The sequence below is a fragment of the Arthrobacter luteolus NBRC 107841 genome (genome assembly GCF_001552075.1).
Taxonomy (GTDB): domain Bacteria; phylum Actinomycetota; class Actinomycetes; order Actinomycetales; family Micrococcaceae; genus Arthrobacter_B; species Arthrobacter_B luteolus.
The window spans coordinates 70,548-89,784 of record NZ_BCQM01000008.1 but is presented as its reverse complement, the minus strand read 5'-3'; the positions used below and the strand labels follow the sequence as shown (position 1 = coordinate 89,784).

The following is a 19,237-nucleotide window of genomic DNA, read 5'->3' as shown; positions in this document are numbered from 1 at the left end:
CGCGCCGTTTGCACCGAGTGCAACGGTGCACTTAGTGTAGTTATGTGCTTCCAGCCTGTTCTGTCCCGGACCGCCGGGCGGCCCTTAAAAGCCGCCACCGGCAGGCGATCGTCGATGCCTGCGCAGCCCTCCTCTCCGAACGGCGCGGCACGGACTTCTCAGTGGATGAACTCGCCCAGCGCGCCGATGTCTCCCGCCGGACGGTGTTTAACCATTTCTCCTCCCTGGATGACGTGGTCACCGAAGTGGGAACCGGCATCGTGGGCGCTGTACTCGCCCTGCCGCCAGGCACGGCCCCGGAGGGCCGGTCCCCGCTGGATGACCTGGTGGATCTGGTCAGCTCGCCGGCGTTCATCGAGGCTGTCTCCTACCTGACCCAGGTCCTGGGCCGTGCCGACAGCCGGTCAACACCGCAAAAGGCAATCCTGGCGTTCCGCTCCGTCACCATGGCAGGAAACCAGGTCATCGGCGGCCTCCTGTCCCGCCACCCGGATGCTGACCCACTGGACATCGAGCTCCTCGTCGGCAGTTTCGCCGGCGGCGTGAGCGTCATCTACGAACGCTGGAGCGCGCAAACCGGCGCCGTCGACACACCCGAATCCCGCGGCGCCTGGCTGGAACTGCTCCAGCGCCTGATTGCTGCCCTCCGCACCGGCCACGGCTCTGGAACACCGCCCAGCACTGCCTGACCCCCCCAACTGACCAACTTCCCCGCAGCAAACCAACATCCTCCGACAAGGACCTCCAATGGCTGAATTCCTGTACCGCCTCGGACAGGCCGCCGCGCGGCGTGCCCGCACCGTACTGGCGGTGTGGATCGCCGTGCTGGCTGTCGCCGGAATAGCGTTCGCGCTGTTCGGCGGCACGCTCTCCTCCGCGATCTCCATTCCCAATACCCCCACCACCCAGGTCACCGACCGGCTGCAGCAGGAACTTCCCGAGGCATCGGGAGGCACCGGCTCGATCGTGCTGCAGACCGAGGACGGTTCGGCGTTCACCGCCGAACAGCGTGACGCCATCAGTGCGCTGGTCGAGGAAACCAAGGCCGTGGACGGCGTGGAAAACGCCGTCGACCCCTTCGCCACCGAGGCGCAGCGGGAGGAGCAGTCCCGGCAGCTCGCCGATGGACAGGCCCAGCTCGAGGCCGGGCTGCAGCAGATCGAGGCAGCGCGGGCCGAACTCGACGCCGGCCAGGCGCAGCTGGACGCCGCCCGGGCCCAGGCCGAGGCGGCGGGCATGCTCGCTATGGCCGCACCGCAGCTGGACGCGCAGCAGGCCCAGCTCGACGCCGGCCGGGCGGAGCTGGAAGCCCAGGCCGCCGCAGCCGAGGAACAGGCGCCGCAGCTGGAGCAGGGCGCTGCCCTGCTGAACATGGCCAAGGAAATCCGCATGGTCTCCGAGGACGGCAGCACCGCGGTCCTGACCGTGGTCTTCGAGGACACCCAGATGGAGATCCCGCAGGAGACCAAGGATGCTGTCGTTGCGGTGTTCGACGGCGCACCGGTGGACGGCGTAACCGCTGATTTCTCCGCTGACATCACCCAGGGCATCCCCAGCATCGTGGGCGTGGGCGAAGTTGTCGGCCTGGTCATCGCGGCAATCGTCCTGGTGGTTATGCTCGGTACCCTCGTCGGTGCCGGACTTCCGCTGGTAACCGCCCTCATCGGCGTCGGCATCGGCGCCCTCGGTGCCCTGGCGTTCTCCGGCGTCGTCGAAATGATCTCCGTGACTCCCGTACTGGGCCTGATGCTCGGCCTGGCCGTGGGCATCGACTACACCCTGTTCATCGTCAACCGGCACCGCCGCCAGCTCAAAAACGGCTTCGAGCTCGAAGAGTCCATCGGCCTGGCCAACGGCACGTCCGGCAACGCCGTCGTCTTCGCCGGCGCGACCGTGCTGATTGCACTGCTGGCCCTGAATATCAGCGGTATTCCGTTCCTGGGCCTGATGGGCACCGTGGGCGCTGCGTGTATTGCGATCGCCGTGCTGATCGCCGTGACCCTGACGCCGGCGCTGCTGAAGCTCGTTGGCATGCGGATCCTGAGCAAGAAGGAGCGGGCCTCCATCTCCTCCGCAGCCGAGGCCGGCCAGCCCGCCGCCGCAGCCGCCCCGGTGAAGCCCATGTCCACGCTCAGCGCGGTGCTGACCGCGGTGGCGGCGATCGCTGCCCTGCTGGTTATCGCCGTTCCTGCACTTGATCTGCGGACCGGGCTGCCGGACGGCTCCTCCGAACCGCATGACTCCACGCAGTACCAGGCGTACTCGGCCCTGTCGGAGAAGTTCGGCGAGGGACAGAACGGCACCCTGCTGGTTGTCGCCGAACTCCCGTCCGAACCGACCGAGGCTGAAGCTACGGCCGCGCAGGCCGAGATTGCCCAGATCCTCTTCGAGCAGGACGGCGTTTCCGCAGTAGCGCCCGTCGGCTCCTCCGAAGACGGCAGCACCGTGGCCTTCCAGGTGGTCCCGACCGAAGGGCCCACCAGTGAGTCCACCGAGAACCTGGTCCACACCCTGCGGGATATGTCCCCGCTGGATGGAACGTATGAGATCGGCGTGGCCGGCTCCGCGAGCGGGAACATCGACATCTCAGACAAGCTCTCCGATGCGCTGCCGATCTACCTGGGCGTCGTCGTCGGCCTCTCCCTGCTGATCCTGATCCTGGTGTTCCGGTCCATCTATGTGCCGGTCATCGCCACGCTCGGGTTTGTGCTCTCCTACTTCGCGGCCCTCGGCGGCGTGGTGGCGATCTACCAGTGGGGCTGGCTCGCAGGAGTCTTCAACGTGGAGACCCCCGGCCCGATCCTGAACTTCCTGCCGACCATCCTGGTGGGCATCCTGTTCGGCCTGGCCATGGACTACATGCTGTTCATCGGCTCCGGGATGCGGGAAGCGTATGCCCACGGAGCGCCGTCGCGCGTCGCCGTGGTCCAGGGTGTCCGGGCTGGGAGGTCCGTGGTGACCGCCGCGGCCATCATCATGGTCTCGGTCTTCGGCGGCTTCGTCTTCTCCCACAGTGCGATGATCCGGCCCATCGGTTTTGCCCTCGCCTTCGGCGTGCTGCTGGACGCCTTTGTGGTGCGGATGCTGCTGATCCCGGCGCTGATGCACCTGGCCGGGGACAAGGCCTGGTGGCTGCCGAAGTGGCTGGACAAGATCCTGCCGGACGTCGACGTCGAGGGTGCTTCGCTGGAACGCCGGCACCCGCACGAGGTCCCTGAGCAGGCCGAACCGGTGAAGCAGGCCTAGCCGCCCGCATTTCCCCCTTCAGATAAAACAGCAGCTGCCCCCGGCCCCGGCCGGGGGCAGCTGCTGTTTGGCGGGTCCTATTTGGGGAACCTTTTGGCGGGGGCGGTGTGGCGGTGGCGTCCCCGTCATATTGCGCCCGCTTTTCGAAATAAAATATTGGACTGGGTCCAAAACGTTTTACGCTTGGCATCGGCAGTGGATGACCCTGGGGGGACGAATTCCCATGCACTGCGGCTTCCCACCCCGCCTCTCCCCCGGCACATCATTTCTGCCGACCGAGGAGAAGCCAGCTTGAACCGCCTGCGCCCCAAACATCTCTCATTAGCCGCCGCAGCGGCAGCCGCAGTCCTTGCACTCGGCGCCTGCACACCAGCATCGTCAGCTGAGGATGCCGCATCAATCCATGCCTGCCTCGACAGTTCAACACTGGATTTCTCCAGCATCACCTCGGAGGCCGGCACGTTGTCCTGTGGCCCGAATGAGCTGCCGGTGTCATGGCTGGCTGCTGGGCCTGTTGACGGAACAGTACCCACTTTCGCCGCGACCGCCGGGCCGTCCAACGGCGCCGACGGCGCGTCAGGCAAACCCGGAGACAAGGGCGAAAAGGGCGACGCCGGCGAGAAGGGCGAGGCCGGCGTGAAGGGCGAGGCTGGCGCTTCCGGAGCACAGGGTCCGGCCGGATCCAACGGAACGGCTGGATCCAACGGCGCCGACGGCGCCGGCGGAACAGCTGGAGCTGACGGGGCAGCCGGGACGGTTGGAGCGGCTGGAGCGGCTGGAACTGACGGGGCACCGGGAGCAGCAGGACCGGCCGGTGCCGATGGGACCGACGGCGCTGACGGCGCTGACGGGGCACCGGGACCCGCCGGAGCAACAGGCCCCGCCGGGGCCAACGGCGCTGACGGAGCCAACGGCGCTGATGGGGCGGACGGAACCGACGGGGCTGCCGGACTTCCCGGCCGCGACGGAAATACCATCCGCAATGGCGTGGGTGCGCCAGCTGCCAACTTTGGTGTGGACGGCGATTTTTACCTGGAGACAACAACCTTCGCCGTCTACGGACCAAAATCCTCCGGCACATGGCCCGGAGGAACCCAAAGCCTTATCGGACCGCAGGGACCAATAGGTCCGGAGGGGCCGCAGGGGCAGACTGGCCCGGAAGGGGCCCAGGGCACTCAGGGTGTGCCGGGCATTCAGGGTCCAACCGGCGTCATAGGAGCCGTCGGACCGGCAGGACCGGCCGGGGCGCAGGGGCCTCAGGGAGCCCCCGGCGACGGATCGGTTTTCACCGGGTCCCTGACGTTCATCGATCCTTCGGACACCGCCGCCTTCATCCCGCTGTCCGGGACCTCGGCGGTCGCCGCTGAGCCTGACGCAGCAACCGCACTGCCCCTGGGCGGCACCCTGTCCGGTTTCACCGGCGCCGTCACCCCACGGGCCGGCACGGTGACCCTCACTGTCCGGGTCAACGGCTCGGACACCGGTCTGGCCTGCACGCTTGCGAATATGATCGCTGCCTGCACCGCCCCGGCCACACCGGTCACTGTCTCCGCCGGGGACTCGGTCAGCATCGGCTACGCTTCCACCGGCGGGCTGCCGGTGAAGAACCTCCGGTACGCACTTGGCTTCAACGGCGCGCAGCCGTGATCCCGGCCAAGAGGCCCAGCCGGCGGGTTTTCCTGGCCGGGACGGCTGCGCTGGCAGCAGTCGCAGCCAGCGGGGTGCCGGCATACGCCGCCACCGGGAAGCCCGATCCCTATGCGGCTCAGACGTGGGAGCCGCTGGTCGGTGAAACCCTGTCCGTCGGCGGCCTGCAGGTTCGACTCGCCGGCGTCGAGCGCTCCACAGCGGGCTTCCGGCTGGTGATGGAATCCGATTCCGCGGACATGACCGAAGGCCTGCACTGCGTCCGCCACCCGGGAATCGGTCCGGTGGACCTCTTCCTGACCTCATACGGGCGGCGTGCGCTGGCCGTCTTTACCCACCTACCCAAAGGACAGCAGTTATGAGCGATCAGTATCTCGGTGAGATCCGCATGGTTGGTTTCCAGTTCGCCCCCGTTGGCTGGGCACACTGCAACGGACAGATCCTGCCGATCCAGCAGAACTCGGCACTGTTTTCACTGCTTGGAACCACGTACGGCGGGGATGGAATGAACACCTTTGCACTGCCGAATCTCCAGGGCACCTTTCCGCTCCATATGGGAGCATCTCCCAGCGGCTCCTATTACAACCAGGGGCAGCGGGGAGGCCAGGAAGCGGTTGTGCTTAATCACCAGGAGATGCCTGCCCACGCACATGCTCAGTACGGGTCGGTTGAGCAGGTTTCCGACCGGCCCGCAGGAAAGGTCCCCGCCCGCGGGGGCAGTTACGGGCCCATCAACTCAGGCGCTGACATGGCACCGACAGGGGTAGTGGGCGGCAACCAGCCGCATAACAACATGCCCCCGTATCTGGCAATCAATTTCATCATCGCCCTGCAAGGCATCTTCCCGCCGCGGAGTTAGGACGCCCGGGAGCCTAGCGGCGTCCCGCTGAAGCAAAAACATGGTGCCCGTTTCTCCGCAGAGAAGCGGGCACCACGGATCCAGCCGAGCGGGCTAGTCCTTCCAGCCCAGTTCCCGGGCAACATCGGCGATGTTTCGCATCAGATGCGCGTTGTAATCCACGCCGAGCTGGCTGGGCAGCGCGAACAGCACGTAGTCGGCCTCCGTCACGGCATCATCGGCGGCCAGCTGCCGGGCTACCTGTTCCGGAGCGCCGGCAAAGGTCGGCCCGGAGCGCGCGGCCAGGCCGTCGATCACACCAACACCTTCCTGCGCCTCGTTCCGCAGGCCGAAGTACCGCCGGTCCGCATCCGTGGTGATTGGGAACGCACTGCGGGTCACTGCGGAAAGCCCAGGTCCGGTATGCCCGCACTCAGCGTAGGCCTTGCGGTAGTCCCGCACCTGGTCAGCCTGCTGGACATGGAAGGGACGCCCGTCGTCCGCCAGCAGCAGCGTGGAGCTCAGCAGATTCATGCCGGAGCGGGCAGTCCACAGGCCCGAATCGTAGCTGGCCGCTCCCCACCAAATCCGGTCCGGGAGCCCCGGCGACTGGGGCTGGACCGCCAGGTCCGGCGCCAGCCCCCGGCTGAGGGCGGGCTGCGAATGAGCCACTGGCTGGCCGCTGATTGCGCGGCGGAAAAGACTGGCCCGCGCCCGCGTGTTTTCGGCCCAGGTTTCGTTCTCACCGAGGGTGTACCCGAAGACAGCCTGCCCATCGGCGGCAGGTTCGGGTGATCCCCGGCTGATCCCCAGCTGCAGCCGTCCGTTGCTGAGCAGATCAACGGCCGCTGCTTCCTCTGCCATGTAGAGCGGGTTTTCGTAGCGAAGGTCGACGACGCCGGTACCGACGTCGAGCGTGGTGGTCCGCGCTGCCATCGCGGCGAGCAGCGGGAACGGGGCTGCGAGTGACTGATCAAAGTGGTGGACCCGGACCCAGGCGCCGTCGAACCCTGCCTCCTCGGCAGCCACGGCCAGTTCCACGCTGTCGCGCAGCGAGGCCCCCGCTGTGCCCACGCGGGCGCCTGGCACGTCCCGGTAGTGACCGAAGGAGAGGAAGCCGATTTTCTTGGGCATGGATAGGGCCTTTCATGCTGGTGCGGCAGATTGGCTGCAGCCAATCCAACTGTATGCATATGCATGAATAGAAGCCAATTCCCCGGCCGGGTATTCCCGGAAGTGGGCGGGCGGACAAACCGTCAGCCTAGATCGCCTTGCCCGGGTTCAGGATGCCCAGCGGGTCCAGTGCCTGCCGGACCGCGTGCATTACCTCCAGGGAGACACTGCCAAGCTCCTCTTCCAGCCAGTCCCGCTTGAGCAGGCCGATGCCGTGTTCACCGGTGAGGGTGCCGCCCAGGGACTTGGCCAGGTGGAACATCTCCCCCAGCGCCGCTTTCGGCGGTCCTTCCGTGACTGAATCCTCCGGATCCATCACGATCATCGGATGCAGGTTCCCGTCCGAGGCGTGGGCAACGGTGAAGATCCGCACCCCGGTCCGCGCTGATATCTCCTCCAGCCCGGCCACCACCTCCGCCAGCTTGCCGCGGGGCACGCCGATGTCACCGATCGAGACCCGGCCCAGCTTTTCCAGCGACGGAATTGCTTCCCGCCGGGCTGTGACCAGGGCGGCTGCCTGGGCGTCATCGACCGCCTTTTCACAGGTGCCAAAGGGCGCGACGGCGTCCATCACCACATCCTGTTCCAGGAACGCGCCGTGCCCGTCGGTCTGCACCAGGAGGAAGGAGGCGCCGCGGGAACGGTAATCCGTGCCCAGCGCGGCATCCACGGCCTCCAGGGTCTGTCCATCCATCAGTTCCATCATCGAGGGCTGGATCCGGGACGCAACAACCGCCGAGGCAGCGCGCGCAGCCTGCTCCACGGAGGGGAAGAACGCCGCGACCGTAGCCGTCTGGACCGGGAGCGGCCGCAGCCGCAGGGTCGCCTCCACCACGATGCCGAGGGTGCCTTCCGAACCGATAATCAGTGCGTTGAGGTCGTAGCCGCTGACCCCCTTGATGGTTTCGCGCCCGGTGCGCAGTTCCCGCCCGTCGGCGAGGATGACGCGCAGCGCCAGGACCGCCTCCCGGGTGACACCGTACTTGGCGCAGCGCATTCCGCCGGCGTTCGTGGCGATGTTCCCTCCGATGAAACAGATGGCGGTGCTCGCCGGATCCGGAGCGTAGAAGAGTCCGTACTCCCCCGCTGCCGCATTCAGCTCAGCATTCAGGACGCCGGGCTGGACCACTGCCAGCTGCTCCTCCGGATCGATCCGCAGAATCTTGTTCATCCGGGAGAGATCCAGCACCACTTCCCCGGCCCGCGCCGTGGAACCTGCGGCCAGCCCGGTTCCGGCACCGCGGGGCACCACAGGAACCCGGTGCGCAGTGGCGAGCCGGAGGGCGCTGGCAACCTCCCCGGCGTCGTGCGCGAAAACCACTCCGTCCGGCAGGCTGGGCGGCTGATACCCGGACCGGTCCGTGCCGGCGGCCTCCCGGTCCGAGGAGAGGACTGAAGCATGCGCCGCTTCCGCCAGCAGCGCCGCCGTCCGTCCGGCGGCCGGCCCGGAAGCTGTGCGGGACGGCAGGGATTCGGTGCTCACTACGGCACCATCCAGCCCAGGACGGGCGTGGACTGCAGCCAGATGAGCAGGGTCATCAGGACCAGGAGGCCCAGGCTCCAGCCGATGAGTTTGCGCAGCAGTGTGCCTTCGACGCCGTTCAGGCCCACCGCCGCTGCCGCAATGGCCAGGTTCTGCAGTGAGAGCATTTTGCCCAGGACGCCTGCTGAGGAGTTGGAAGCGGCCATCAGCGTGGGCGACAGCCCGGTTTCATTGGCGGCGGCCACCTGCAGCTGGCCGAAAAGCGAGTTGGAGGAGGTATCCGAGCCCGTCAGGGCCACACCGATCCACCCCAGGAGCGGTGACAGCAGGGCGAAGAAACCGCCGGCCGAAGCCAGTGCCACACCCAGGGTGGTGGTCTGGCCGGACAGGTTCATCACGAAGGACAGCGCAAGCACCGAACACACCGTCACGATGGTCCAGCGCAGCGTCTTGAGGGTTTCCCCGTAGATGCGTATGCCCGCGGAGGGCTTGACGCGGTAGAGCAGCATGGTCAGGAGGCCGGAAAACAGCAGCAGCGTGCCGGTCGCCTTCAGATGGTCGAACCGCAGGTTCTGCGCCCCCACGGGATCCCCTGCGGAGTTCACCACGTCCAGGCCGGGCCAGTGGAAGGTAACGCCGCCGACGGCGGTCAGCCATGCTTTGATTGGCGGGATCTGCGCCAGGGAGAAGATCACGATGATGATCAGGTACGGAGCGACGGCGAGCCACACACTGCGGCCCGGAGGCCGGGCCGGGGCCTGTTCCCCGCCGTCCCCGCCGTCCGCCCGGGATCCGGGTTTGCTCCCGCCTCCGGTCCGGGTCAAAGTGGCCGTTGCCTCCGCGGCGCCCAGTCTCGTGCCCTCGCCGCGGAGCCCCTCGGCGGCGTCGTCGTTAACGGCTTCCCCAGACATGCTGATGAGTTCCTTGGGCTGCCAGACCCGGAGCATGGCCAGGACGGCGATCACGGTTGCCACGGCGGCCACCACGTCGGTCAGCTCGACCACGAAGAAGTTCGAGGCCACAAACTGGGCTAGCCCGAAAACGAACCCCGCCACCAGCGCCACCGGCCAGGTCTGCCGGACGCCCCGTTTGCCGTCGACCAGGAACACCAGAATCAGCGGGACAACCAGGGCGATGAACGGCGTCTGCCGGCCGGTCATGGAGGACAGTTCGTGCAGCGGGATCCCGGTGACCCCATTCAGCGCGATAATCGGGGCGGCCATCGCACCGAACGCCACCGGCGCGGTGTTGGCCAGCAGCGACACCATGGCCGCCTTCAGCGGTTTCATCCCTGCGGCCATCAGCATGGCCGCCGCAATCGCCACCGGCGCGCCGAATCCGGCCAGGGATTCGAGCAGGGCACCAAAACAGAACGCGATCAGGATGGAAAGGATGCGCAGGTCATCCGAGATGGAGCGGATTGTCCTGCCCAGGACGTCGAACCAGGGGGTTGCCACCGTCAGGTTGTAAATCCAGAGCGCGTTGATGAGGATCCACAGGATGGGGAATACCGCGTAGAACGCGCCCAGTGCCGTGGCTGACAATGTCTGGTCCACGGGCATTCCCCAGCCGAAGACCGCCAGCAGAATGGACAGCACCAGGGCAATGATTCCCGCCTGGTACGCCTTGAGGCGGAAGACGCCCAGCAGGACGAAAAGCAGGAGGAGCGGCAGCGCAGCCAGGATGGCTGAAAGTACCAGGGAACTGCCGACCGGATCGAGGACCTGTTCAAACTGCGCCGTAGGAATACCCACAAAAACTCCCTTGTTTTTGCTCGGCCGGATCGCTCCGGTCCGCATCGGGACTTAGGTTGGGTTGACCCTAGGCTTGCGCTTCGGGCGGGTCAACGCTTTCCCGTCTCCTTTTGCCGGCGAAACACCAGAAACTCTTCCTTTGGGTGCCTAATAGACCCATTTCCGCTATTCCAGCGGCACGCCTTTTGCCGGGCTGGGGCAGGATGTATTCATGAGTTCAAACAATTCCCGCACCGCCGTAATTACCGGGGCCGGCTCCGGTATTGGCCGGGCCACGGCCCGCGCCTTCCTCGCCGCCGGCTGGCAGGTGGCACTGGCCGGCCGGCGCGAAGAAGCGCTGGTTGAAACGGCCGAAGCTAATCCGCGCGCCCTGGTGGTACCGGCGGATGTCACGCTGCCCGACGACGTCGAGCGCCTGTTCAGCGCCGCCGCCAGCGCGTTTGGGCGGGTGGATGTGCTATTCAACAACGCCGGCAGCTTCGGGCCCGCCGGGTCCGTGGACGAAATCAGCCTGAGCGACTGGAACAACACGCTCGCCGTGAATCTCACCGGGACCATGCTCTGCGCCGCCGCGGCAATGCGGCAGATGAAACGGCAGGAGCCGCAGGGCGGCCGGATCATCAACAACGGCTCGGTCTCCGCGATCGCGCCGCGCCCGCTGGCGGCCGCGTACACCGCGACCAAGCACGCCGTCACCGGCTTGACGAAGTCCATCGACCTGGACGGGCGCAGCTTCGGAATCAGCTGCGCCCAGATCGACATCGGCAACGCCGCCACCGGGCTGCTGGACGGGATCACCACTGGCGGGGCCCTGCAACCGGATGGCTCCCGCCGGGTGGAACCGACATTCCCGGTGGAGGAGGCTGCCCGGACGGTCCTGTTTATGGCCGGGCTGCCGGCCTCAGCAAACCCCGGTTCGGTGGTTCTGACCGCAGCCGGCATGCCCTTCCTGGGCCGGGGCTAAACCGGCGCGGCGGGGACGCCCTGGATGCGCCGGGTGTGTCCGGGCTAGTCCCCCCGGGCTTCCCGGGTCTTCTTTTCGTTGGCCTGCTGGATAGCGGTGACCAGCTCATCCTTGGTCATCTTGGAACGCCCGGAAACGTCCAGCTTCGACGCAACCTCATAGAGATGCTCTTTGGACGCGTTCGCGTCCACCCCGCCGGCAGTGTCCGCAGTGGAGTTCCTGCCCTCCGCCGCTTTTTGGTCAGACGGTCCGCTGGAGGCCTTGGGCTCCCAGTGGTCGCCGATCTTTTCATAGGTGTGTTTGAGCGAGGCGTAGGCAGTCTGTGCCGCCCGCTGCTCGTCACCGTATTCCTCGATCGCTGAGTCGTAGGTCTTCGCAAAGGTGTCCTGCGCCTTTTTGTCCGACCGCTGCAGGGTCGAGGGCAGCTCGCTCTTTTTCGCGTTGCCGCGCTGGGAGGTCTTTGGCACTCCTAGTCCTCCCCCTCCGGCACGCCGGCCCACGCTTCCGTTTCCGGAGCGGCTTCCATCGACACAACGCCCATGGCCGCCTGGACCTCGGCACTGTCCGTGTCATCCGCCATGGGTTCGGGGTTCCGCCATTCCTGCGTGTGGTCAGGGACGGCGCTGCGGGTGAGGTTCTGCGTTTCGTGCTTCAGCTCCTCGTCCATGCGGCGTCCGTGGGTGCTGTTTCCGCGTTCGGCCATGGTGCTTTCCTTCCGGTCGGCAAGTTACTAAGCGTCCTTACGGTCTATCACCCTTCAAGGAGCCGCTCAAGCCGCGGACCATGCCGCGTGTCAGCACTCCACCACATTCACGGCGAGGCCGCCCAGTGCGGTTTCCTTGTACTTGGAACTCATGTCCTTGCCGGTCTCCCGCATGGTCACAATGACTTCATCGAGTGAGACCCGGTGCTCCCCATCGCCCCAGAGCGCCATTTTTGCGGCGTTCACCGCTTTGCCGGCGCCGATGGCGTTGCGTTCGATGCACGGGACCTGCACCAAGCCGCCAATCGGATCGCAGGTCAGCCCCAGGTTGTGCTCCATCGCGATCTCTGCGGCGTTTTCCACCTGTTCGGGTGTGCCGCCCAGGATTTCGGCCAGCCCGGCGGCGGCCATGGACGACGCCGACCCCACCTCGCCCTGACAGCCCACCTCTGCGCCGGAAATGGAGGCCTGCTCCTTGTAGAGCACCCCCACGGCACCGGCGGCGAGCAGGAAGCGGACCACGGCGTCGTCCTTTTCCTCCGGCGTGGCCGTGTCCATGCCCGGAGCGTAATGCGTTGCATAGAAGAGGACGGCGGGAATGATGCCGGCGGCGCCGTTGGTGGGCGCGGTGACCACCCGTCCGCCGGAGGCGTTCTCCTCGTTGACGGCCAGCGCGACCAGGTTGACCCATTCCTGCCAGAACCGCGGATCCCGGTTGGGGTCCTCCTGGCGCAGGCGGGTGTGCCACTGGGGTGCCCGGCGGCGGACCTTCAGCCCTCCGGGCAGCAGGCCGGTGCGGGCGATCGCGGAATCCTTGCAGTCATCCATCACGTCCCGGATGTGCAGCAGCCCGGACCGGATCTCTTCCTCCGGGCGGGACACCAGCTCGTTGGCCAGCATCACCCCGCTGATGTCCAGGCCGGAGGAGGTGCAGTGCGCCAGCAGCTCGGCCGCCGTGCGGAACGGGTACGGGAGCTGCTGCTTGGACGCGGCGAGCTCCTGCGCGGCGGTGTCTTCCTCGCCGTCGCGCACGATAAAACCGCCGCCGACGGAGAAGAACGTGGCTTCATGAAGCACGCCCCCGCCGGAGCCGCTGACAGCGAAGCGGATGCCGTTGGTGTGCCGCGGCAGGACGGTCAGCGGGTGCAGGACCATGTCCGCGATCCCGTAGTCCAGAAGGACCCCACCGTCCTGGCCGCCCAGATGGATCTTCCCCGCGGACTCGATGGCGGCCAGCCGCTCCTCCATCTGCTCCGGACGAATCTCTTCCGGAGCAAAACCCTCTAGTCCCAACAGGACCGCAGGGAAGGTGCCGTGCCCGCGGCCGGTCGCCGCGAGGGACCCGTACAGGTCCACGCGGAGGCCGGCCACGGACTCCAGGACGCCGGCCTCCGCCAATTCACCAGCGAAGGCAGCGGCAGCCCGCATGGGTCCCACGGTGTGGGAACTGGAGGGGCCGATGCCAACGGTGAAGAGATCGAAAACGCCAACAGCCATGCGGGTGTCCTTTGGTTCGCGCCTAGACGCGGGTGGGTGCTCCGGCAAGGTCGGCGACCTGCGGGTAGAGCGGATGGGCCGCGGCCAGCGCGTGGACCCGGTCCTTCAGCGAGCTGAGGTCCTCGTCCGCCCCGGCGATCAGTGCCTGGGCAATGATGTCCGCGACCTCACGGAACGCTGCCTCATCGAAACCGCGGGTAGCCAGCGCCGGTGTTCCGATCCGCAGGCCGGAGGTGACCATGGGCGGACGCGGGTCGAACGGAACAGCATTGCGGTTGACCGTGATGTCGATCTGCGCCAGCCGGTCTTCGCCCTGCTGGCCGTCAAGCTCAGCGTTGCGCAGGTCCACCAGGACCAGGTGCACATCGGTGCCGCCGGAAACCACGGAAATACCCTTGGCCGCCACGTCCTCGGCGAGCAGCCGCTCGGCGAGGATGCGGGAGCCGGCCAGAGTGCGTTCCTGGCGTTCCCGGAACTCCGGGGTCCCGGCGATCTTCAGCGCGGTGGCCTTACCGGCAATCACGTGTTCCAGTGGGCCGCCCTGCTGGCCCGGGAAGACGGCCGAGTTCAGCTTCTTGGCGATCTCCGCCTCGTTGGAGAGGATGATGCCGCCGCGCGGACCGGCCAGGGTCTTGTGCGTGGTGGAAGTGACCACGTGGGCGTGCGGTACCGGGCTGGGATGCAGGCCGGCGGCCACCAGTCCGGCGAAGTGCGCCATGTCCACCATCAGGTAAGCGCCAACCTCGTCCGCGATCCGGCGGAACTCCGCGAAGTCCAGCTGCCTGGCGTAGGCGGACCAGCCGGCCACGATCAGTTTGGGCTGGTGTTCGCGCGCCAGGCGCTCCACTTCCTCCATCCGCACGGTGTGGGTGGTTTCGTCCACACCGTAGGGGACGATGTTGTACAGCCGGCCGGAGAAGTTCAGCTTCATACCGTGCGTCAGGTGGCCGCCGTCGGCCAGTGAGAGACCCAGGACGGTGTCACCGGGGCGGATCAGCGCGTGCATCACCGCAGCGTTGGCCTGCGCACCGGAGTGCGGCTGGACGTTGGCGAACCCGGCACCGAACAGGGCCTTGGCCCGCTCGATCGCCAGCTTTTCGATCACGTCCACGTACTCGCAGCCACCGTAGTAGCGGCGCCCGGGGTAACCCTCGGCGTACTTGTTGGTCAGCACGGAGCCCTGGGCTTCCATAACCGCGACCGAAGTGTGGTTTTCGGACGCGATCATCTCCAGGCCGTCCTGCTGGCGGCGCCGCTCGTTGTCGATCTGCTCGGCAACCTCCGGATCGATCTCCGACAGGTGTGCGTTCAGATAATCGGTCACAGCTCGCCGCCGTTCTTCTCCGCGTACTCGGCAGCGCTCAGCAGCTCGCCCTCCTCCGAGACCTCAACGGTGAACAGCCAGCCGGCGCCGTACGGATCCTCGTTCAGGATGGCCGGGTTGTCCACGGCTTCCTGGTTGATTTCCACGATCGTGCCGGACACCGGTGCGTAGAGGTCTGAAACGGACTTGGTGGACTCCACCTCGCCGCAGGTCTCGCCGGCAGTCACGGTGTCGCCGACGGCGGGGAGGTCAACGTAGACAACATCGCCCAGCGCGTCAGCGGCGACGGCGGAGATGCCAACTTTCACGGGGCTGGAGCCATCCACCCATTCGTGTTCGGCCGAGTAGCGGAGACCTTCAATTACTTTGCTCATGGTGTGTGCCTTTCAAGTGGTGAACAACTGGTTCAAAGTCTAGGTGTGAGGCGGTGGCAGAACGCTCCGCCGCCCCTTAGACACCTCGCTCGTTCCTCGCTCGGCGATGCGGGGCTACACGGAACGTTCCGCCACCGCCCAAGTTTGGTACTGCTTACTTTTCGCGCTTGTAGAACGGGAGCTGAACCACTTCGAACGGTTCGGGTTTACCGCGGAGGTCGACGTCGAGAGGGGTGCCGGGTTCGGAGAGGGCGGCATCGACGTAGGCAAGGGCGATCGGGAAGCCGAGGGTCGGGCTGGGAGCACCGGAGGTCACTTCGCCGACCACTTGGCCGTCTTTCAGGACCGGGTAGTGCGAGCGGGCCGAACGGCGGCCCGAGCCCTTCAAGCCGACGAGCTTGCGGGCCGGGACCTGCTGCTTTTTGGCTTCCAGCGCCGTGCGGCCGACGAAGTCGCCGTCCTTGGACAGGGCCACCACACCGCCGAGGCCGGCTGCATAGGGGTCCAGGTCCAGGCTGAGTTCATTGCCGTAGAGCGGCATCCCGGCTTCGAGGCGCAGCGAGTCGCGGCAGGCCAGACCGGCAGGAACCAGGCCCCGGTCCGCTCCGGCGGCGAGCAGCGCCTGCCACAGCGCCGGTGCGGCGTCGTTGGGCACGTAGACCTCGAACCCGTCTTCACCGGTGTAGCCGGTGCGGGCCACGAGCAGGCTGTGCGCACTGCCGTCCACGTTCAGCTCAACCGGAGCGGCGGCGTAGTACTTCATGCCCGTGACAAGCTCCTGCTGCCCGGCAGGGACCAGATCCAGCAGGATTGCTTCGGCAACAGGCCCCTGGATGGCCACCAGCGAGGTGGCCGCCGTTTCATCCTTGACCGTGACGTCGAATCCTTCGGCGCGGGCGGTGAGTTCGGCGGCGACGACGGCGGCGTTCCCGGCGTTGGGGACCACCAGGTACTCATTGTCCCCCAGCCGGTAGCTGATCAGGTCATCGATGATCCCGCCGTCGGCGTTCGTGATCAGCGAGTACTTGGCCCGGCCCACGGCCACAGCGGAGAGTTTGCCGGTAAGCGCGTAGTCCAGGAACGCGCCCGCCTGCGGGCCCGAGACCCGGACTTCGCCCATGTGGGAGAGGTCGAACAGGCCTGCGGCCTTGCGGACGGCGTGGTGCTCAGCCAGTTCGGAGCTGTACTTCAGCGGCATCTGCCAGCCGCCGAAGTCGGTGAAGGAGGCGCCGAGGCGCTTGTGCTCTTCAAAAAGCGCGGTGTACTGCTCGGTCATTGTCAAAGTCTCCTAGTTCTCGAACTCTTCGATCGGCGGGCAGGAGCAAATCAGGTTGCGGTCCCCTGCGGCGCCGTCGATGCGGCCCACGGGCGGGAAGTACTTGTCCGTCCGCAGGCTGCGCAGCGGGAAGGCGGCCTGTTCGCGCGGGTAGGAGCGGTCCCAGTCGTTGCCGGCCACCACGGTGGCGGTGTGCGGGGCGTTCCGCAGCGGGCTGGCCTCGACCGTGAAGTCGCCGGCGGCAACCTGGTCGATCTCGGCGCGGATGGCGATCATCGCGTCGATGAACCGGTCAATCTCGCCCTGGTCCTCGGACTCGGTGGGTTCAACCATGAGGGTTCCTGCCACCGGGAAGGAGAGTGTGGGGGCGTGGAAGCCGTAGTCGACCAGGCGCTTGGCCACATCCTCTGCGGTGACGCCGGTCTTGGCGGTGAGGTCGCGCAGGTCCAGGATGCACTCGTGGGCCACCAGCCCGCCCTTGCCGGTGTAGAGCACCGGGAAGTAGTCGTTCAGGCGGGCGGCAACGTAGTTCGCGGCCAGCAGTGCACTCTTGGTGGCGGAGGTCAGGCCGTCCCCACCCATCAGGCGGACGTAGGCCCAGGAGATCGGCAGGACGCCGGCGGACCCGAAGCGGGAGGCTGAGATCGGGATATCCTCCCCGCCGTCCCAGGCCGCGGCGTTGCCGGGCATAAACGGAGCCAGGTGGGCCTTGGCAGCCACCGGTCCGACGCCGGGGCCGCCGCCGCCGTGCGGGATGCAGAAGGTTTTGTGCAGGTTCAGGTGGGAGACGTCGCCGCCGAACTCGCCCGGCTGGGCCAGCCCGACCAGGGCGTTGAGGTTGGCGCCGTCGATGTAGACCTGGCCGCCTGCTTCATGGATGGCGTCGCAGACGTCGCGGACGTCGTCGTCGTACACACCGTGGGTGGAGGGGTAGGTGATCATGATCGCGGCGAGGTTCTCGCGGTGCGCATCGATCTTGGCGCGCAGATCCGCGTGGTCGATCGCGCCGTCGCCGGCGGTTCCGACGACCACGACCTTCATGCCGGCCAGGACAGCGGAGGCGGCGTTGGTGCCGTGGGCGGAAGCCGGGATCAGGCAGATGTTGCGCTGCACGTCGCCGCGGGAGTGGTGGTAGCCGCGGATGGCGAGCAGGCCCGCCAGCTCGCCCTGGGAACCGGCGTTGGGCTGGATGGACACCTGGTCGTAGCCGGTGATGGTGGCCAGCTGGGCCTCGAGGTCGGAGATGAGTTCACGCCAGCCCTCGGTCTGGGAATCCGGGGCGAAGGGGTGGATCGAGGCGAATTCGGGCCAGGTCATGGCCTGCATTTCGGCGGTGGCGTTGAGCTTCATGGTGCAGGAGCCCAGCGGGATCATGGTCCGGTCCAGGGCCAGGTCGCGGTCCGAGAGGCGGCGCAGGTAGCGCAGCATCTGGGTTTCGGAGCGGTAGGAGGAGAACACCGGGTGGGTCATAAATTCCGAGGTGCGCAGCAGCTCCGTCGGGAGTTCGAACCCGGCGGCTTCAGCCGGCTCGGCGCCGAAGGCGGCGGCGACGTCGGCAATCACTGCGTCCGTGGTGGTCTCGTCAGCGGACACACCGACTGTGTCTGCGTCGACCAGCCGCAGGTTGATACCCTTCGCCTCCGCAGCGGCAACGATGTCGGCTGCGCGGCCGGGAACCCGGGCGGTGACGGTGTCGAAGAAGGTGTCGGAGACCAGCTCGATGCCGGCCGCGGATAGGGCGCCGGCCAGGGCACGGGCGTGGCCGTTGACGCGCAGGGCAATTGCCTTCAGGCCTTCCGGACCGTGGTAAACGGCGTACATGGAGGCCACGATCGCCAGCAGCGCCTGCGCGGTGCAGATGTTGGAGGTCGCCTTTTCCCGGCGGATGTGCTGCTCGCGGGTCTGCAGTGCCAGGCGGTAGGCCGGGGTGCCGGCGGAGTCCTTGGAGACGCCGACCAGCCGGCCGGGCAGCGAGCGCTCGAGGCCCTTGCGCACGGCCATGTACGCGGCGTGCGGGCCGCCGAAGAAGAGCGGAACGCCAAAGCGCTGCACGGAGCCGACGGCGATGTCCGCGCCCTGCTCTCCGGGAGGAGTCAGCAGGGTCAGGGCCAGGAGGTCGGCTGCCACGGTGACCAGGGCACCGCGCTCCTTGGCCTCGGCGATAACGGCGGCCTGGTTCCGGACGGCGCCGGAGACGCCGGGCTGCTGCAGGACAACACCGGTGATCTCGCCGTCGGGCAGGCCGGCGGAAAGGTCAGCGACCTCGACGTCGAACCCGAGGGCCTTGGCCCGGCCGCGGACGATCGCGATGGTCTGCGGCAGGGCGTCGGCGTCCAGGACGATTTTGCCCTCCGACTTGGCCTTGTTGGAGCGGCGCATCAGCAGCACGGCCTCCGCGACGGCGGTGGCTTCATCCAGCAGCGAGGCGTTGGCGACGGGCAGGGCAGTGAGGTCCTGGACCATGGTCTGGAAGTTCAGCAGGGCCTCCAGCCGGCCCTGGGAGATTTCAGGCTGGTACGGCGTGTAGGCCGTGTACCAGGCGGGATCCTCCACGACATTGCGCAGGATCACCGGAGGAGTGTGGGTGTCGAAATAACCCTGGCCGATCATCTGCACGGCGGTTTTGTTCTTCGCGGCAATGCGGCGGAGCTCGGCCAGCGTTTCCTGCTCGCTCTGGGCCGTGCCCAGCACCAGCGGGGTGTCCTGGCGGATGGCGGCCGGAACGGCAGCGTCCACGAGGTTGTCGAGGGTGTCATATCCGACGGCCTTGAGCATGGCGTCGGTTTCAGTCGCGCGCGCACCAATGTGGCGGTCGACGAAGGCTGCGGTGGACGGAACTGCTGTCATGGGAGGCTCCAAAAGGCGGGCGAGGGTACGCCGATGAGACGATTGGTTCCTCCCCGCTCTGTATTGGACCTGAGAGATTCCGCGGGAATGGCCCGCTTGCACCGTCGGTGA

At 67.1% G+C, this 19,237-nt stretch carries 16 protein-coding genes; 6 read left to right on the top strand and 10 right to left on the bottom strand.

Annotation, left to right across the window (positions count from 1 at the left end; translation table 11 throughout):
- The first annotated feature begins 44 nt into the window (after nt 1–44).
- The 5 genes from AL3_RS14150 (at nt 45) to AL3_RS14130 (ending at nt 5,752) form a co-directional block, all read left to right on the top strand.
- A complete protein-coding gene (locus tag AL3_RS14150; RefSeq protein WP_066302226.1) occupies nt 45–689 on the top strand; it encodes a TetR/AcrR family transcriptional regulator in 645 nt (214 codons plus the stop codon).
- Between the two features lie 58 nt (nt 690–747).
- Nucleotides 748–3,246: an MMPL family transporter gene (locus AL3_RS14145; RefSeq protein WP_066302225.1), complete on the top strand. Its 2,499-nt coding sequence runs from the start codon at nt 748–750 to the stop codon at nt 3,244–3,246.
- A gap of 291 nt (nt 3,247–3,537) precedes the next feature.
- A complete protein-coding gene (locus tag AL3_RS18760) occupies nt 3,538–4,893 on the top strand; it encodes a collagen-like domain-containing protein (RefSeq protein WP_066302220.1) in 1,356 nt (451 codons plus the stop codon).
- A complete protein-coding gene (locus AL3_RS14135) occupies nt 4,890–5,255 on the top strand; it encodes a DUF6916 family protein (RefSeq protein ID WP_066302218.1) in 366 nt (121 codons plus the stop codon). The genes AL3_RS18760 and AL3_RS14135 overlap by 4 nt, the downstream gene beginning before the upstream one ends.
- Nucleotides 5,252–5,752, top strand: coding sequence for a phage tail protein (locus AL3_RS14130; protein ID WP_066302215.1), 501 nt, complete (start codon nt 5,252–5,254; stop codon nt 5,750–5,752). Before AL3_RS14135 ends, AL3_RS14130 begins: the two co-directional genes overlap by 4 nt.
- Nucleotides 5,753–5,845: 93 nt before the next feature.
- Here AL3_RS14130 and AL3_RS14125 read toward each other — a convergent pair whose 3' ends face one another.
- The 3 genes from AL3_RS14125 to AL3_RS14115 form a co-directional block, all read right to left on the bottom strand.
- Nucleotides 5,846–6,865 (bottom strand): LLM class flavin-dependent oxidoreductase, encoded by a 1,020-nt coding sequence (locus AL3_RS14125; protein WP_066302213.1) that lies wholly within the window; start codon nt 6,863–6,865, stop codon nt 5,846–5,848.
- A gap of 127 nt (nt 6,866–6,992) precedes the next feature.
- Nucleotides 6,993–8,387 carry an FAD-binding oxidoreductase gene (locus tag AL3_RS14120; protein ID WP_246168378.1) on the bottom strand — a complete coding sequence of 465 codons (1,395 nt, stop codon included), beginning with the start codon at nt 8,385–8,387 and terminating at the stop codon, nt 6,993–6,995.
- The gene (locus tag AL3_RS14115) at nt 8,387–10,141 is read right to left on the bottom strand and encodes an L-lactate permease (RefSeq protein WP_246168377.1); all 1,755 of its coding nucleotides are present in this window, start codon (nt 10,139–10,141) and stop codon (nt 8,387–8,389) included. The genes AL3_RS14120 and AL3_RS14115 overlap by 1 nt, the downstream gene beginning before the upstream one ends.
- Nucleotides 10,142–10,352: 211 nt before the next feature.
- Between AL3_RS14115 and AL3_RS14110 the strand changes: the two genes are divergently transcribed.
- Nucleotides 10,353–11,105, top strand: a complete 753-nt coding sequence (locus AL3_RS14110; RefSeq protein ID WP_066302212.1) for an SDR family oxidoreductase — start codon at nt 10,353–10,355, stop codon at nt 11,103–11,105.
- A 44-nt stretch (nt 11,106–11,149) separates the two neighbouring features.
- Here the strand turns inward: AL3_RS14110 and AL3_RS14105 are convergent, their stop codons facing one another.
- The 7 genes from AL3_RS14105 to gcvP all read right to left on the bottom strand — a co-directional run bounded on the left by AL3_RS14105 (nt 11,150) and on the right by gcvP (nt 19,126).
- Nucleotides 11,150–11,572, bottom strand: coding sequence for a ChaB family protein (locus AL3_RS14105; protein WP_066302211.1), 423 nt, complete (start codon nt 11,570–11,572; stop codon nt 11,150–11,152).
- A 2-nt stretch (nt 11,573–11,574) separates the two neighbouring features.
- Nucleotides 11,575–11,808 carry a hypothetical protein gene (locus AL3_RS14100; protein ID WP_066302209.1) on the bottom strand — a complete coding sequence of 78 codons (234 nt, stop codon included), beginning with the start codon at nt 11,806–11,808 and terminating at the stop codon, nt 11,575–11,577.
- A 90-nt stretch (nt 11,809–11,898) separates the two neighbouring features.
- A complete protein-coding gene (locus AL3_RS14095) occupies nt 11,899–13,305 on the bottom strand; it encodes an L-serine ammonia-lyase (RefSeq protein WP_066302207.1) in 1,407 nt (468 codons plus the stop codon).
- A gap of 22 nt (nt 13,306–13,327) precedes the next feature.
- Nucleotides 13,328–14,629 (bottom strand): serine hydroxymethyltransferase, encoded by a 1,302-nt coding sequence (glyA, locus tag AL3_RS14090; protein WP_066302205.1) that lies wholly within the window; start codon nt 14,627–14,629, stop codon nt 13,328–13,330.
- The gene (gcvH, locus tag AL3_RS14085; RefSeq protein ID WP_066302203.1) at nt 14,626–15,003 is read right to left on the bottom strand and encodes a glycine cleavage system protein GcvH; all 378 of its coding nucleotides are present in this window, start codon (nt 15,001–15,003) and stop codon (nt 14,626–14,628) included. Before gcvH ends, glyA begins: the two co-directional genes overlap by 4 nt.
- Nucleotides 15,004–15,157: 154 nt before the next feature.
- Entirely contained in the window at nt 15,158–16,279 is a 1,122-nt protein-coding gene (gene gcvT, locus AL3_RS14080) for a glycine cleavage system aminomethyltransferase GcvT (RefSeq protein WP_066302201.1), read from the bottom strand.
- A 12-nt stretch (nt 16,280–16,291) separates the two neighbouring features.
- Nucleotides 16,292–19,126, bottom strand: coding sequence for an aminomethyl-transferring glycine dehydrogenase (gene gcvP / locus AL3_RS14075; protein WP_066302199.1), 2,835 nt, complete (start codon nt 19,124–19,126; stop codon nt 16,292–16,294).
- Nucleotides 19,127–19,237: the final 111 nt, after the last annotated feature.